This is a genomic window from Pseudomonas reidholzensis (assembly GCF_900536025.1).
Taxonomy (GTDB): Bacteria; Pseudomonadota; Gammaproteobacteria; order Pseudomonadales; family Pseudomonadaceae; genus Aquipseudomonas; species Aquipseudomonas reidholzensis.
In genome coordinates this window covers 201,268-216,298 of record NZ_UNOZ01000030.1, presented here as the reverse complement: position 1 = coordinate 216,298, position 15,031 = coordinate 201,268, and the positions used below count along the sequence as shown (strand labels likewise).

The window sequence follows — 15,031 nt, the reverse complement described above, 5'->3', positions numbered from 1 at the left end:
GAGCCGCTTCGCCATTATTAAAAATGGGAAAATATTACCATATCCAAGGATGCATCATGACGCTGATAATCAGGAGTACGGGAAATGTCTGAACGTTGGTTTGTACAGCGCTACCTGCCGAATCTGGGTGCCCGGGTTGAGGGCTGTGACCTGCGCCTTGTCCTGAGTGAAGACCAGCGGGTTCTACTTAATCAGGCGCTGCTGGAACACGGGGTACTTTTTTTCCCCAAGCAGCACCTCACCCCTGCGCAACTCGTGGAGGCCGCCTGCATCTTCGGCCGGCCCGAGCGCAAGAACCTCTACTTGGACGGGCACTCCAGTGCGTCTCAAGTAGAGGTGATTGAACACTCGGGCAAGACCCCATCGGGGGGGACGGATAACTGGCACATCGATGTATCCTGGCAACATGAGCCTCCAAAAGCGACGATGTTGCATGCGATCGACGTGCCGTCCAACGGTGGGGGCGATACCCTGTGGGTTTCAGCTACCGCTGCGTACGAGCTGCTCGATGTCGACCTCGCCAGGTACTTTGACAAGCTCCAGGCGGTGCACACATTTCTAGTCGCCCCCAAACGCGCTCACCTCACTGATCTGCTCCAGGGCTATCGAGCCGACCCGGCAATGCCTGAACAAGCAGAAAGCTTGGCACGGCTGCGTGACGGGCTACAGCGGTACTTGCCGATCGAAGTTCCGGTCATCAAGACCCACCCAGAGAACGGCAAAAAGATGATCTTTGTGAATGAGGGCCACACCAGCCATATTCTGGGGGTATCCCGCACAGCAAGCCAGGGTTTGCTGAACCTCCTGTTCGATTTGCTGAAAACACCGGAGATTCAACTGCGTCACCACTGGCAAGCCGGAGATGTAGCGATTTGGGACAATCGACAGGTTCAGCATTACGCATCGAGGGATTACGGCGCACAGCGGCGACGAATCCACCGTGTGACGCTTGCTCACGACGGGCGTTTTTAACAGATTATCGCGGCCATCTCCCCAGAAATGGTGTCACAACGGCCACCGCAAGCAAGTGGCGGCAGGGCCGCCGCCTGTCGCCTCCAGCCTCAGTAAATGCCCTGATAAATGCCCTCTACTTCGGCCTGCGTCATGTCCCTCGGATTACTGTCGATCAACCGCTGCAACCCGTTGACCACATCCGCCGCCATCGCCGGTAGCGCTGCCTCATCAATCCCCAGCCTGGACAACCGCGTCTCCAACCCACTGTCGGCAACCAACGCTTCGATGGCCTCGACAAACGCCAGCGCCGCCCTCCCCTCGTCCTCGAACACCGCCTCCGGCAACAGGTGCCCCGCCAGCTCCGCGTACAGCCGCTGCGCCGCCGGCAAGTTGAAGCGCAGCATCGGTGCCATCACCAGCGCATTGGCATGCCCATGCGGGATGTGAAACCGCGCCCCCAACGGGTACGCCAAGCCATGGATTGCCGCCACCGAGGCATTGACGAATGCCATGCCGGCCATCAACGAACCCTGCAGCATCGCCGAGCGTGCGGCGACGTCGCTGCCATCGGCCAGCACCTTGCGCAGGTTGCCGCCCAGCAGGCGCAGCGCGGTGGTGGCCAGACCATCGGAGATCGGGTTCTTGCGCGTGCGACTGGTATAGGCTTCGATGGCGTGAACCATCGCATCCAGGCCAGTCGCCACCGTGATCCCACCGGGCAGGCCCAGGGTCAGCTCGGGATCGAGCACCGCCACGTCCGGCATCAGTTGCGCCGAATACACCGCCTGTTTGCGCTGCTGCGCATCGGTGATCACCGACACCCAGGTCACTTCCGAGCCGGTGCCTGCCGTGGTCGGCACCAGCACCAACGGCAAGCGCCGACCGCGCGCCTTGTCGGTGCCGTAGAGGTCAGCCAATGGCTGCTCGCTGTTGATCAGCAACGCCACCAGCTTGGCCGCATCCAGCGAACTGCCGCCGCCCAGCCCCAACACGCCGTCCGCCTCGAAGGCTCGGCCCTGGCTGACCGCCTGCTCGACCACCGCCGCCGGTGGGTCTGCCACCACCTGGTCGAATACGCTGACGCTGCAGCCCGCGGCTTCCAGCGCTGCGCAGGCCTTGCCGGCGAAGCCGAGCGTGACGATGCCGGGGTCGCACACCAGCAGCACGCGCCGCGCCCCAAGCCCGGCGAACACCTGGCCAATGCCGTGCAAGGCACCCGCCTCGCAGACGATATGCGGCACACTTCTGAATTCATGGTTCATGACGATCTCCTCACAGCACCGAGGCATAGATGGCGCGGGCGTCTGCACGGGTGACCGGGCGCGGGTTGTTGATCAGCAGGCGCTCGACTTTCATCGCGTCGTCACTCAGCCGATCGAGGTCCGCTGGGGTCACGCCCACCTCTGCCAAGCGCTGGGCAAACGGCATGCGCGCCACCAGCGCGGTCATGAAGGCGATAAACGCCTCGCAGGCCAGCACCGGGGTATCGAAGCGCTGGCCCGGCAGCACGGTCGCGGCCAGTTCGGCATACAACGGCTGCGCCACGCTGCGGTTGAAGTTGAGCACCGGCACCAGCACCAGCGCGTTGCTCAAGCCATGCGGCACATGGAAGTGCCCGCCCAGTGGGTAGGCCAGCGCGTGCACCGCCGCCACCGGGGCGTTGGCGAAGGCCATGCCGGCCAGCATCGAGCCGAGCAGCATGTCCGAGCGCGCCTGCAGATCGCCGGGCTCGGCGAGCACCCGGTCGAGGTTGCCGCCCAACAGGCGCAACGCCTGCAAGGCCAGACCGTCGGACAGGACGTTCTTCTTGTGCTTGCTGGTATAGGCCTCGATGGCATGAACCATGGCATCGACACCGGTCATGGCGCTCACCGCGGCCGGCAGGCCGACGGTCAGGCGTGCATCGAGCAAGGCGATGTCGGGGTAGAGCAAGGGGCTGACCACGCCCTTCTTCTCGTGGCTGGGGGTGGTGACGATGGCCACGGCGGTCACTTCCGAGCCCGTGCCGGCGGTGGTCGGTACCTGGATCAACGGCAAGCGCGGCCCCTTGGCCAGGTTGATGCCATAGATGTCCGGCAACGCCTGCTCATGCCCGCACAGCAGCGCCACCAGCTTGGCGGTGTCCAGCGAGCTGCCGCCGCCCAGGCCGATCACCGCCTGGGCCTGGCAGTTGCGCCCGGCCGCCACGGCGTCGAGCACCGAGGCCTCGGGCGGGTCGGCCTGCACGTCGCTGTACAGGGTCACGCTGACACCGGCGTCGCGCAGCGCCTGCATGGGCGCCTCGAGCAGGCCGGCGCGTTGCAGGCCAGGGTCGCTGACCAGTAGTACGCGCTCGGCACCGAGTTCACGGCACAGGCTGCCGAGGCGCAAGGCGCCATCGACTTCGCAGATCACCCGCGGGGTGGTTTCAAAGGTAAAGGTCGACATGGCGGTTATCCTGCTCGCACGCTGCCACGCTCGATGCGGTACAGCGCATCGACCAGGTCAGCGGAATGGGTGTCATCGGATTCGGAAATCAGCACGCACAGGCCTTGCTGGCCGAGCTGAGCGATCACTTCACTGAGCCGGCGCGACAGCACCGGCGCCACGCCCTCGAACGGCTCGTCGAGGATCAGCAGGCGGTTGCCCGGCATCAAGGCCCGGGCCAGGGCCACCAGCTTTTGCTGGCCGCCGGACAGTTGCATGGCGCGGCGTTCACGAAACTGGGCGATTTCCGGGATCAGGCTGTATACCCACTCGAGGCGCTCGGCACTGCCCGGCAGCTTGTTGGCCCACACCGGCAGGAGAATGTTCTCCTCCACCGTCAGCGCCGGGATCAGCCGGCGGTCTTCGGGCAGGTAGCTGATACCCGCCGCCGCGCGCTCGTGGCCCGGTTGCGCACGCAGGTCGGCGCCGGCGAAGTGGATCGACCCCGAGGTAGCGTCCAGCAGGCCCATCAGGGTGCGGATCAGGGTGGTCTTGCCCGCGCCGTTATGGCCGATCAGGCCGACCATCTGGCCGGCACCGACCTGCAGCGAGACATCGTGCAGGATCGGCACCGACTCGATGGCGACGTTGAGGTTGCGAATCTCCAGGCTCATGCGTTTGCCCCCTTGTGTGCGCGCTGGCCGCCGGTCACCAGCTCCTGGACCCGGGCGTTGGCCAATACCGTTTGCGGCGGGCCGTCGGCCAGCACTTCGCCGCTGTAGAAGGCGAGGATGCGCGACACGTAGCGGCGCACCACGTCCATGTCGTGCTCGACGAACAGCACCGTGACCTGGTGGCGCGACACCACCTGCATGACCGTGTCCATCAGTTGGGTCTTCTCCTCGGCGCTGACGCCGCTGGTGGGCTCGTCGAGCAGGAGCATCTGCGGGTCGCCGATCAGCGCCATGGCGATGTCGATCAGCTTGCGCACGCCTTGCGGCACGGCGGTGACCTTGCTGTCGCGCCAGGCGAGGATGCTGAACTCGCCGAGGATCGCCTCGGCGCGGGCGATCCGCGCGGGGTTGCGCAGCGGCCGCAGCAGCGACGGGAACGGCGATTCGGCGCCGGCCAGGGCGATCAGCAGGTTGTCCAGCACCGGCAGTTCAGGGAACAGCTGGGCGACCTGGAACGAGCGGGCCATGCCGGCGCGGGTGATCGCCCGCGGCGTGCGGCCGATGATCGACTGGCCGTTGAAGAGGATCTCGCCACGGCTCGGTTTGAGGTAGCCGGTGACCATGTTGATGAAGGTGGTCTTGCCGGCGCCATTGGAGCCGATCACGCCGACCACTTCACCCTTGCTGATGCTGACGTTGACGTCCTTGGCGGCGGTCACCGCGCCGAACTCCTTGTACAGCCCACGGGTTTCGAGAATGCAGCTCATGCCTTGGCCTCCACTGCCTTGGCCTTGCGGGCCTGACCACTGAACAGGCTCCACAGGCCCTTGGGAAGAAACACGATGATCGCCAGCAAGGTGATGCCGAGGATCATCTGCCAGCTGTGCGGCACCAGCTCGATGGCGTAGGTGCGCACCACGGCGAACAGCACCGCGGCGATGATCGGCGCCGCGACGTGGGCGGTACCGCCGAGCAAGGCGATGAAGACGAACTCGCCGGAGGTGATCCAGTAGGCCATTTCCGGGTCGATATGGCCGGCGGACAGCGCCATGAAGCCACCGCCCAGGGCCGACACCGCCGCGGCAGCGACGTAGTTCATGTACAGCACCCAGCGCGGTGACTGGCCGAGGTACTCGACCCGAACTTCGTTCTCGCGGATCGCCTCGCACATCGCCCCGGCGCTGCTGCGGCCATAGCGGTGCAGCAGCACGCCGAGCACGGCCGACACCGCGACGATGATGACGAACAGCGCCAGCGGCGCCTGGCCTGCCGCCGGGCTCCAGCCGAACAGCGTCCAGGCCTTGACGTTGAAGCCGTCGGTGCTGCCCAGGGCCGGGCTTTTCACCAGCATGCCGTAGAGGATCATCGAGAACGCCAGCGACAGCATGGCGAAGAAGATCTCGCGGTAGCGGGTCATCAGCAGGCCGAGGATCATCGCCAGCGCCACCGCCGCGGCAACGCCGATCAGCAGCAAGGTCGGCAAATCGCTGATGCCTGCAAAATGCCCGCTCATGCCCACCGCGTAGCCACCGATGCAGAAGTACAGGCCCTGGCCAAAGGTCACCAGGCCCGCGCGCATCTGCATCACCACACCTTGCACCACCATCGCCTTGGCCAAGGCCATGGTCAGCAGAAACACCAGCCATTGCGGCGCGATCAGCCCGCTGGCGGCGAGCACCACGGCGACGCCGAGCAGAATCAGTTCGGTTTTATCCAGGCGCATCAGATTTTCCTCGCAAGCACGCGGCCGAACAGCCCCTGCGGACGCACCGCGAGGACCAGCGCCATCACGCCATAGATCACAAACAGTTCGAATTGCGGCGCGTAGTGCACCGCCGCGGCGCGGCTCAAGCCGACCAGCAAGGCACCCAGGGCGGCGCCTTCGATGCTGCCCATGCCGCCGATCACCACCACGGCGAAAGCCAGCACGATGATTTCCACGCCAATGCCGGGGGCTACCGAGATCGCCGGGGCGGTCAGTGCGCCGGCCAGGGTGCCGAGCACGGTGCCCAGCACGAACACCAGGGTGAACACCCGGCGCACGTTGACGCCCATCGCCAGGGCCACTTCGCGGTCATGGATCACCGCCCGCAGCACCTTGCCCTGATGGGTGCGCTCGAGCCACAGCCACAGGCCGAAGCCGAGTACCAGCGACACGCCGACCAGCATCAGGTCATAGTTGGAGACTTTTAGCCCCGCCAGCACGCTGCGGCCCATTTCGGCGTAGGGCTGGTAGGCGAAGTACGGGTTGACGCCCCAGATCATCTTCATGGCGTCTTCCAGGATCAACAGCAAGGCGTAGGTGATGATCACCATCAGCACTTCATCGCGGCCATACATGAAGCGCAGCAGCCCGCGTTCGATCAGCAGGCCGACCACCAGCCCGGCGGCCAGCGCGCAGCCGAGCATCATCAGGTAACCGACCCACACCGGGCCGACCCCGTTGTTGAAATACCAGCCGACCAACGAGGCGGCGGCATAAGCGCCGATGGCGTAGAAGCTGCCATGGGCCATGTTCAGGATGCGCATGACACCGTAGATGACGGTGAGCCCCGCCGCGACCAGAAACAGCCACGAGGCATAGATGGCGCCGTCGATCAGCACCGCGTAAACACTCAGCATAAGGTTCTACCTTGGCAAGAGTGGCGGCCGAGGGCGGCCGCCACGAGCAGTCAGGTGGGCAATGCGGTCAGTTGCACTGCGCGCCGGGGAAGCCGGCCTTGATCCAGTCGTGCGCGCTGGTGCCGTCTGGCGGGGTCACGCACTCGCCGGCAAAGGCGATGACGTTCTGCACGCTGCCCTGCTTGCTCGCCTTGTCGTAGTGGTACTCACCGTAGGCGATGCCCTGCATGGCCTGGTGGCCACCGGCGCGGGCCATCTGCACGGTGCCAGACACTGACTCGAAGGTGGCGCCCTTGAACGCCTTGGCGATTTCGATCGGTGCCGGGACCTTGCCGGGTTCGGCCTTGGCGTTTTCCGCGGCGAATTTCAGGCCGAGGATGGCTTGGGCCATCTTGCTTGCCGGGTAGGTCGGCGCGGCCTTGTAGGCCGACTGATAGGCCTCGGTGAACCAGTTGTTGAGGGGGTTTTGCGGGGCGAAGGCGCCAAACGGCCCGCGACCGCCGATGATCATGCCGTTCGGCGCCTGATCCTTGTAGCGCGCCAGGGCCGACTCGCCGCAGGTCAGCACGGCGGTGGCGTCTTCGAGCAGGCCGCGCGAGTTGGCCTGGAGCACCAGGGCCTCCATGTCACCGCCCCAGAAGCTGGAGTGGATGATCTCTGGGCGCTTGACCGACAGCGCCGAGATTTCAGCGCCGTACTGGCCCTGGAACACCTTGGGCATCTGCGACTCGACGACCTGGCTTTTCGGCATGACCTGGGCCATCGACAGGACGAAGTCGTTCCAGCTGTCCTGGCCCCAGGCGTAGTTCTGCTGGATGCCGCCGACGCGTACGGCGTCGGGGCGGGTCTTGGCCAGGTAACGGGCGGCGCCGATGTTGTCCACTGCGGCGTCGAGGCTGGTGCGGAAGACGAACTGCGGGGTCTTGTCTTCGCTGAACAGCTGCGAGGTGCCGCAATCATAGAACACGGTCATTGCGCCCAGCTCTTCGGCCACCGGCGCAATCGCCAGGCAGTCGCCGGACGAGATGTAGCCGACCACGGCGTCGACCTTCTGCCGCTGCACCAGGTTGCGGAACTCCTCTACCTGCTTGGCGGCGCCACCGGCCTCGTCGATGATCACCATCTCGATTTCGGCGCCATTGATGCCCAGCTTGTCGTAGGGCGCGGGCAGTTTGCCTTTGTTGAGCGCTTCGACCAGCACCTTGGCGGCATTCGCCGAGGGTTCGCCGAACGGGCCGGCGGCCGGGCCGGAGAGAAAGGTCACCACGCCGATACGGAACTTGCCGTTTTCAGCGGCCATGGCGGCGCCGGTGAACGCGGTGGTGAGCCCGGCCGTGGCGATCGCCAGGGCCAGGGGCAGTGCTTTGCGGTAGTGCGGGACGCTGTTCTTATAGTTGTTCATGGTCAGTTCCATTGCGGGTTGTCATCGCTAAGGGGCGTGCCCCTCGGGTTCAGCGGTGTGCGGGGCTTGCCGGCGTGCACGCACGGCCGGGTCGGGCAGCAGGTCCTCGGCGGAGTACACCGCCCAGTCGCCGAGCATCAGTTGCGCGGGCGGGAAATCGTGGTTGCGCACCGGCGTGCCGATGGCCTGGGCCTGGAGGATCTGGTGGGTCTGCGGGTCGATGCGCGAGACAAAGCCCGGCGGGTCTTCGGGCAAGGCGATCTCCAGCCCTTCGAGGGCATCGACCAGGGACTCGGTGTCGGTGGCGCCACCGGCCTTCTGGCTGGCCTTGGCCAGCACCATCACGCCGCTGTAGGCCCCTTCGGCGGCGTAGGTCGGGTAGCGGCCGGTGAGCGTGTGGAAGCGCTCGACGAAGGCTTGATTACGCGGCGTCTGCGGCCAGTTGTTGTGGTGCCGGGCGGAGAGGATCAGCCCCGGCGGCGCCTGGTCACCGAGCGAGACCAGGAAGTCGTAGTTGCCGCCGGTGTCGAAGTTGGCCAGGCGCGAGGTCTCGAACAGCCGGGTGCCGGCGGCCTGCTTGACGAAGGCATGGAAGTCACCGCCCCACAGGGCCGAGACGATGATGTCCGGCTTGGCCTGCTGCAGCGCGGCGATGTAGGCCGAGTAGTCCGGCTCGTAGAGGCGCGGCCAGAGCTCGGTGACGTCGTCGAACTGCACGCCCAGTTGGCGCAGGGCTTCGTGCAGGTCGTCCCGCGAGACGTGCCCGTATTCATAATCGGGGCCGATGAAGGCCAGGCGTTTCCAGCCGGTCTTGGCTTGCAGCGCCTTGAGGTAATGCGCCCCGGCGGCCATCGAGGTCCAGGTGTCATTGGTCACGCGAAAGTAATAGCGGTGGCCGTTCTCGAGGGTCATGCGCGACGAGGCATGGTCGGTGCCGATCATCAGCACTTTCTCTTCCCGGGCGAGCTGGCTGACCGACATCGCCACACCGCTGGAGACCATGCCGCACAGCACCTGCACGCCGTCCTGGCGAATGAACGCGCGGGCCAGGCTGGTGCCGTAGGAGGCCTTGGACTGGTCGTCGTCGATAATCACCCGCAGCCGCGGCACCTGCTGGCCGGCGTCACGTTGCGCCTGCACCTCGGCCAAGGCGACCTGGATGCCGGCGATGCTGTCCTGGCCGTAGATCGCCGCCCGCTCGGTCATCGGGTACAGGCAGCCGAGGGTCAGGTCGGCCTGGCCGGCCGGCGCGCCCAGCTCTACCCGACCAGCGTGGGCGGTCGCGGCGTGAGCCAGCAGCAGGCCGCTCAGGGCGACAGCGGCAGTCAGGTGAGAAAACGGCAGTTGCATAGAATCCCTTGGGGCGTTCGTGGACGCCTCTTGTTGGTCAGCCAATGGGGTATCGCAAAGGCTGTGCCAGCCTTGCGCGCACGGGGTATGAAATACCACGAAAGCCCTCTGGGACGGGGCTTTACGCGGTTGATAGCGGATTTTTCGGGCGCCGCAGCGAGTGTCGCTCGGCGTTTTGCGCGGGCTGTTGAGCGGCTTGCGCTCAGCCTGCGCGCGCGGTTGAGCGGTTAGCGCTCATCGCCGCGCTCGATGCCCAGGCGCTGCAAGCGGCGCTTGAGGGCATGCCGGGAGATCCCCAGCAGATCGGCCGCCAGGCCCTTGTGGCCGGCACTGCGGCTCAGGGCATCGCTGACCAGTTCACGCTCGGCGCGCTCGAGCCGGTCGTCCAGGGCCGACAAGCTGGTGGGCGCGGGCTCAGCGGACTGCAGGTGCGCCGGCAACTGGGCGCTGCCGATGGCCTGGCCGGGCAGCAGGATGGTCAGCCGCTCGACCAGGTTCTTCAGCTCGCGGACATTGCCCGGCCAGCGGTGGCGCACCAGGGCGGCGGCGCTGTCGGGTTGAAACTGGATCGGCGCGACCTGCTCTTCCTGGGCTTGCTGGGCGGCAAAATGCCGGGCCAGCAGCAGGATGTCGTCGCCGCGCTCGCGCAGGGCGGGGATCTCGACGGTGATGACGTTGAGGCGGTAGAACAGGTCTTCGCGAAAGCGCCCCTGGCGCACATCGTCGGCCAGGTCGCGGTTGGTCGCCGCCACCACCCGCACATCGGCGCTGCTGGCCTGCCCCGCGCCCACCGCGCGGTAGCTGCCGTTTTCAAGAAAGTGCAGCAGCTTGGCCTGCAGGGCCAACGGCAGTTCGCCGATCTCGTCGAGAAACAGCGTGCCGTGGTGGGCCTGGGTCACCAGGCCGACGCGCTTCTGGTGAGCGCCGGTGTAGGCGCCTTTTTCCGAGCCGAACAGCTCGGCTTCGATCAATTGCTCCGGCAGCGCCGCGCAGTTGACCTCGATAAACGGCTGCCCGGCGCGCACGCTGTTGGCGTGCAGCGCCTGGGCCACCAGGGTCTTGCCGGTACCCGACTCGCCCAGCAGCAGGATCCGCGTGGCAGAACTGCGGGCGATGCGCTGCACCGCGGCGTTGAGGTTGCCCATGGCCAGGCTCTGGCCGAGCAGGCTGCCCTGCTCCCCCGGCGCGCTGGCGACGCTGCCTGGCACCTCGAGGGTGGCGTGCAGGGTGCTCAGCAGGTCGTCCAGCTCAAACGGCTTGGTCAGGTAGTCGGTCGCCCCGCCCTTCACCGCCTGCACCGCCGCTCGGGTATCGCCGTGGGCCGAGATCATGATCACCGGCAGGTTCGGCCGGCACTTGCGCAGGCCTTCGAGGGTGGCGATGCCGTCGATGCCCGGCAGGCCCAGGTCGAGCAGCACGACATCGACCCGTACGCGGCTGTCGGCCACCAGTGCCAGCGCCTCCTCGCCACTGTAGACCGCCTGCGCCAGCATGCCTTCGCCGCGCAGGGCGTAGCTCAGCGAGCGCACCAGCGCCTGTTCATCATCGACGATCAGTACATGTATTTCAGACATCGGTCGCTCACTTCAGATAAGTCGCTGCGGGCGCAGGAAAGTCCAGGGTCACCACCGTGCCCTCGCCGGGGGTACTGGCGAGTTCCATTCGCGATCCATTGGCTTCCAGCAGTTGTTGGCAGATGCTCAGGCCGAGCCCGGTGCCGCGCGCCTTGAGGGTGAAAAACGGCTGGCGCACCTGCTGCAACGCCGCCTCGGGGATGCCGCAGCCCTGATCGACCACGGTCACGCAGACCCGCTCGCCCCACGCCTGGCCGGCGAGCACCACCGACTGGCCTGGCGCGCTGGCTTCGAGCGCATTCAGGCACAGGTTGAGAAGGATCTGCTGGGCCTGGTCCGGGTCGACCAGCAACTGCAGGCCGGGCTTGCAGTGGCTGGAAAAGCCGATGCCCTTGGCGGCGGCCTCGGGCGCGACCCGCCGCTCAATGTGCGCGAGCAGTGTGGCCAGGTCGACGACCTGGGGCACGGCCGGGTGTGGCCGGCCGTATTCGAGCAGGTCGCTGGTGACGTGCGACAAGCGATCGATTTCCTGGCAGAGGTCACTCAGCAGCAGGCGCCGCTCGGCTTCCTGCTCACGCCGCAACAATGCCTGCACGGTGGTTTTCATGGTCGCCAGCGGGTTGCGCACCTCATGCGCGACGCCGGTGGCGAAGGTGCCGAGCACGGCGAGGTTCTCGGCGCGCACGGTGCGCTCCATGACATCGGCCAAGCGCCCGGCCATGACATTGAAGGCACGGGTGACCCGCCCGATCTCGTCGTTATGCGGCTGCTCCGGCAGGCGATAGCCGAGGTCGCCGGACGACAGTTGATGGGCCCCGTCCACCAGCGAGCCGACCCGCGCGCGCAACTGGCGCGACAGGGTGAAGAAGACGATCAGGATAAAGCCGATAAACCCGACGGCCGCCAGGTACAGCCACCAACGGGCGTCATCCAGCGGTTTCAGCACGGCCCCGGGCTGCACGCTGAACACCACCTGCCAGCCCGGCAGGATCACCGGGCCTTCGCGCCACTCGGCGGGGGCCTCGACCTGGCGCCCGGTGGCATCGATAAATGCCCCGCCCGGCACCCGCAGCAGCGGCGTGACCACCCCGTTGAGGCCGGCGCTGACCAGCAGTTCGCTGAGCGAGGCCAGGCGCAAGTGCAGGCCGATGCTGACGCGGTGATCCTGGCGGCCGTTGCGGATGGTCTTGCGGATCAACAGCCAGCCCGAACGCCCGGCATGCGGCAGCATCGGGCCGATCACCTCGATATCACCGACCTTCTGCCGCGCCAGCCCGGCAAGCGACCAGCCTTCGCGCCCCCAGTACGGCGCCCCGGAGGCAGCCTGCCCGGGCATGACCTTGAGCAGGCGCTCGTGTTCGTCGAAAAACAGCACGCCGTAGAGAAACGGCAGTTCGCTTTCGAGCTTGAGCAGCGCCTCGACATCGCCGGCCGGGTGCGCCTGGTCGGCGATGAACTCGGGCATGCTGGGGTGATTGGACAGGGCCGAGAGCTGGTAGAAGCGGTCGTCGAGAAACGACGACAAGCGGTTGGCCGTGGACAGCGCCTGGGCATCCAGGCGTTCGCCGGTCAGGCGGTTGAGCAGGTCCTTGGCGACCTGTTCATAGAGCACCGCCAAGGTGATCAGCGCCACGCTCATGACCACGATCGACAGCAGGGTGTAGCGTGCCACCAGGCTGCGACGCGGCCGGGCCAGGCGACGCCAGAAGGCGCTCGCGGGGAGTTCGATATCCATGGAATTTGTAGTTATTTTTCATGTGATGTCGGCGGAGCATAAGGACCCGGCACCGCGCTTGTCCATGCACACTTGAGCTAACCTCATAGCGGGCTCGGCGGTTTGCCAGGTGTGCACCCAGGCCGGACGACCAAAGGTCCGAGGTCGCTGGTCCTGATCCGGGGTTTGCGCTACCCTCCCCGGCTTTTCCCCGAGCACCGGACCGGTGCCGCACCAGGCGCCGCCCGTGGCACTCGCTCAATGACCAACCCTGCCGCCACCTTCACCCATGGCTCCCTCACCCATCACGTGCGCGTCATGGCGTTCACCAGTGCCCTGAGCCTGCTGGCGATCTTCCTGACCGACATCCTCACCCTGACCTACGTCGCCCTGCTGCATGACGAGGCGCTGATCGCCGCCGTCGGCATCGCCAAGACCCTGGCCTTCTTCAATTCGAGCCTGGTGGCCGGCATCACGGTCGCCGCCGGCACGATGATTTCACGCAGGGTCGGCCAAGGTTCGAGCGCGTCGCTGCCCGCCCTGGCGACGCACATGCTGCTACTGGCCGCACTGGTCTCTGCCACGGTGTCGGCCATCCAGTGGTATTACCTGGACTATTTCGCCAGCCTGATCGGTGTCGACGCGCCCGCCTCGGCACTTGCCGGGCAATTCATTGCCATGACCCTGGTCGCGTCGGTACTGATGGCGCTTACCCAGGCCTGCGCACAGGCGCTGCGGGCGCATGGCTACAGCGTGCGCGCGCTGGCGGTGGTGCTGGGCAGTGCGGCGTGCCTCGCCGTCGTCGACCCGATCCTGATCTTTGGCTTCGACCTGAAGCTGCTGGGCGCGGGCATCTCGTGCCTGGTCGCCAGCCTGCTCGGCTGCCTGCTCGGCCTGCACCAGGTCAGGGCCCAGCTGGGGCTTTCGGCGCGTGTGCGGATCCGCCTGCTGCGGCTGTATGGCGGCCGAATCGCGCGCATTGCCCTGCCGTTTACCCTGGCCAACCTGGCCACCCCGTTCGCGCTGACCTACACCATGGCCCAGCTGGCGCTGTTCGGGGTGTCGGTGATGGCCGGCATGGCGGTGATGGACCGGGTGCTGCAGATCACCTACTGCCTGTATTTCGCCTTGCCCAGCGCGCTGGTGCCGATCCTCGCGCAAAACCTCGGCGCGCACCGCAGCGCGCGTACCCGGGCCGCGCTGCACAGTGCCAGCCGGCTGGTGATCGGCTACGGCCTGCTGGCCTGGGTAGTGCTGGCGATCGCCGCGCCTTGGCTCAGCCACGTCTTTGCCTTGTCGGGGCCGGGGCAAGCGTTGATCGACGACTTGTGCCGCTTCGGCCCGGCACTGTGGATCATGATCGGCCTGGACTTCATCGCCATCTCGGTGTTCATCAGCCGCGGGCAGGTGTGGTGGGTGACGTTCTATGCCTGGCTGCGCGCGTCGGTGGGCACGTTGCCGTTCGTTGCCCTGGGTGCGGCGCACTTCGCGGCCAGCGGCGTGATGCTGGGGATGTGGCTGGGCAACGCGCTGGTCGCCCTGGCCTCGGTGGCCACCGCGGTGTGGATCAACCGCCGCGGCGCATACTGGGCGCACGAACCCTAGATCTTTTGCAATAATCGACGCCTCTGCCGTTCCCCGAGAACCGGCGCCCCCTCCCTACAGCGTGAAGTTGGTTTATGTCAGTTCAGGATCACGACAGCGAATCGTCCAGCACCCCCGCCACCAAGCGTCGCCGGGCGCCCAAGGGCGAGATGCGCCGAGCGGCGTTGCTCGATGCGGCGACGACCGTGTTTGCCAAGGATGGCTATGGCGCCGCGTCGATGCGCGACGTCGCCGAAATCGCCGGGATCACCACGGTTGGGCTGCTGCACCATTTTCCCAACAAGGTGTCGCTGCTGCGCGCCCTGCTCGATCGCCGCGATCAGCGGGTCACCGAGCAATTCGCCACGCTGGAGATGGCGCCGACGCTGGAAAACTTCCTGGCGTTCGTGCGCATGAGCATGCGGTTCAGTGTGCACGACCTGCGCGAATGTCAGGCGGCGATGATGATCAGCGTCGAGAGCCTGTCGGAGCAACACCCGGCCTGGCCCTGGTACAAGGAGAAGTTCGAACTGACCCACGCCCACGCGCAGGCGCACCTGGGGTCGTTGGTCGAGTGTGGGGAGATCGCCGCGCACGTGGACGTGAAGCTGCTGGCGACCGAGATCTTCGCCGTCATGGACGGCCTGCAGTTGCAGTGGTTGCGCGACCCTGAGCAGGTCGACGTCGAAGCGGCCTTCGACGCCTACCTGCAACGCCTCGCCCCTGCCATCAGGGCGTGACGTGCTGCCGG

13 protein-coding genes are annotated in these 15,031 nt (G+C 66.4%); 3 read left to right on the top strand and 10 right to left on the bottom strand.

The window, feature by feature from the left end; genetic code table 11:
- The first annotated feature begins 84 nt into the window (after positions 1 to 84).
- Entirely contained in the window at positions 85 to 972 is an 888-nt protein-coding gene (locus CCOS865_RS20580) for a TauD/TfdA dioxygenase family protein (protein ID WP_119144254.1), read from the top strand.
- 89 nt (positions 973 to 1,061) lie between these two features.
- On the opposite strand, the gene CCOS865_RS20575 is transcribed toward CCOS865_RS20580, so the two are convergent.
- From CCOS865_RS20575 to CCOS865_RS20530, 10 genes are all read right to left on the bottom strand, one after another.
- The gene (locus CCOS865_RS20575; RefSeq protein WP_119144252.1) at positions 1,062 to 2,216 is read right to left on the bottom strand and encodes an iron-containing alcohol dehydrogenase; all 1,155 of its coding nucleotides are present in this window, start codon (positions 2,214 to 2,216) and stop codon (positions 1,062 to 1,064) included.
- 10 nt (positions 2,217 to 2,226) lie between these two features.
- Entirely contained in the window at positions 2,227 to 3,381 is a 1,155-nt protein-coding gene (locus tag CCOS865_RS20570) for an iron-containing alcohol dehydrogenase (RefSeq protein ID WP_119144250.1), read from the bottom strand.
- A 5-nt stretch (positions 3,382 to 3,386) separates the two neighbouring features.
- Positions 3,387 to 4,034 carry an ATP-binding cassette domain-containing protein gene (locus CCOS865_RS20565; protein WP_119144248.1) on the bottom strand — a complete coding sequence of 216 codons (648 nt, stop codon included), beginning with the start codon at positions 4,032 to 4,034 and terminating at the stop codon, positions 3,387 to 3,389.
- Positions 4,031 to 4,801, bottom strand: a complete 771-nt coding sequence (locus tag CCOS865_RS20560; RefSeq protein ID WP_119144246.1) for an ABC transporter ATP-binding protein — start codon at positions 4,799 to 4,801, stop codon at positions 4,031 to 4,033. The genes CCOS865_RS20565 and CCOS865_RS20560 overlap by 4 nt, the downstream gene beginning before the upstream one ends.
- Complete coding sequence (locus tag CCOS865_RS20555; RefSeq protein ID WP_119144244.1) at positions 4,798 to 5,757, bottom strand: branched-chain amino acid ABC transporter permease; 960 nt, start codon at positions 5,755 to 5,757, stop codon at positions 4,798 to 4,800. The genes CCOS865_RS20560 and CCOS865_RS20555 overlap by 4 nt, the downstream gene beginning before the upstream one ends.
- Positions 5,757 to 6,656, bottom strand: a complete 900-nt coding sequence (locus CCOS865_RS20550) for a branched-chain amino acid ABC transporter permease (RefSeq protein ID WP_119144240.1) — start codon at positions 6,654 to 6,656, stop codon at positions 5,757 to 5,759. The genes CCOS865_RS20555 and CCOS865_RS20550 overlap by 1 nt, the downstream gene beginning before the upstream one ends.
- A 67-nt stretch (positions 6,657 to 6,723) precedes the next feature.
- On the bottom strand, positions 6,724 to 8,058 hold the full coding sequence (locus CCOS865_RS20545) for an ABC transporter substrate-binding protein (protein WP_119144848.1): 1,335 nt from the start codon (positions 8,056 to 8,058) through the stop codon (positions 6,724 to 6,726).
- 27 nt (positions 8,059 to 8,085) lie between these two features.
- Positions 8,086 to 9,408: an ABC transporter substrate-binding protein gene (locus CCOS865_RS20540; RefSeq protein WP_119144238.1), complete on the bottom strand. Its 1,323-nt coding sequence runs from the start codon at positions 9,406 to 9,408 to the stop codon at positions 8,086 to 8,088.
- 227 nt (positions 9,409 to 9,635) lie between these two features.
- On the bottom strand, positions 9,636 to 10,982 hold the full coding sequence (locus CCOS865_RS20535) for a sigma-54-dependent transcriptional regulator (protein WP_119144236.1): 1,347 nt from the start codon (positions 10,980 to 10,982) through the stop codon (positions 9,636 to 9,638).
- Between the two features lie 7 nt (positions 10,983 to 10,989).
- On the bottom strand, positions 10,990 to 12,717 hold the full coding sequence (locus CCOS865_RS20530; protein WP_119144234.1) for a HAMP domain-containing sensor histidine kinase: 1,728 nt from the start codon (positions 12,715 to 12,717) through the stop codon (positions 10,990 to 10,992).
- 240 nt (positions 12,718 to 12,957) lie between these two features.
- Here CCOS865_RS20530 and CCOS865_RS20525 point away from each other — a divergent pair, with 240 nt between their 5' ends.
- Positions 12,958 to 14,301, top strand: a complete 1,344-nt coding sequence (locus tag CCOS865_RS20525; protein WP_119144232.1) for an MATE family efflux transporter — start codon at positions 12,958 to 12,960, stop codon at positions 14,299 to 14,301.
- A gap of 74 nt (positions 14,302 to 14,375) precedes the next feature.
- Positions 14,376 to 15,020, top strand: a complete 645-nt coding sequence (locus CCOS865_RS20520; protein ID WP_119144230.1) for a TetR/AcrR family transcriptional regulator — start codon at positions 14,376 to 14,378, stop codon at positions 15,018 to 15,020.
- The last annotated feature ends 11 nt before the right edge of the window (positions 15,021 to 15,031 follow it).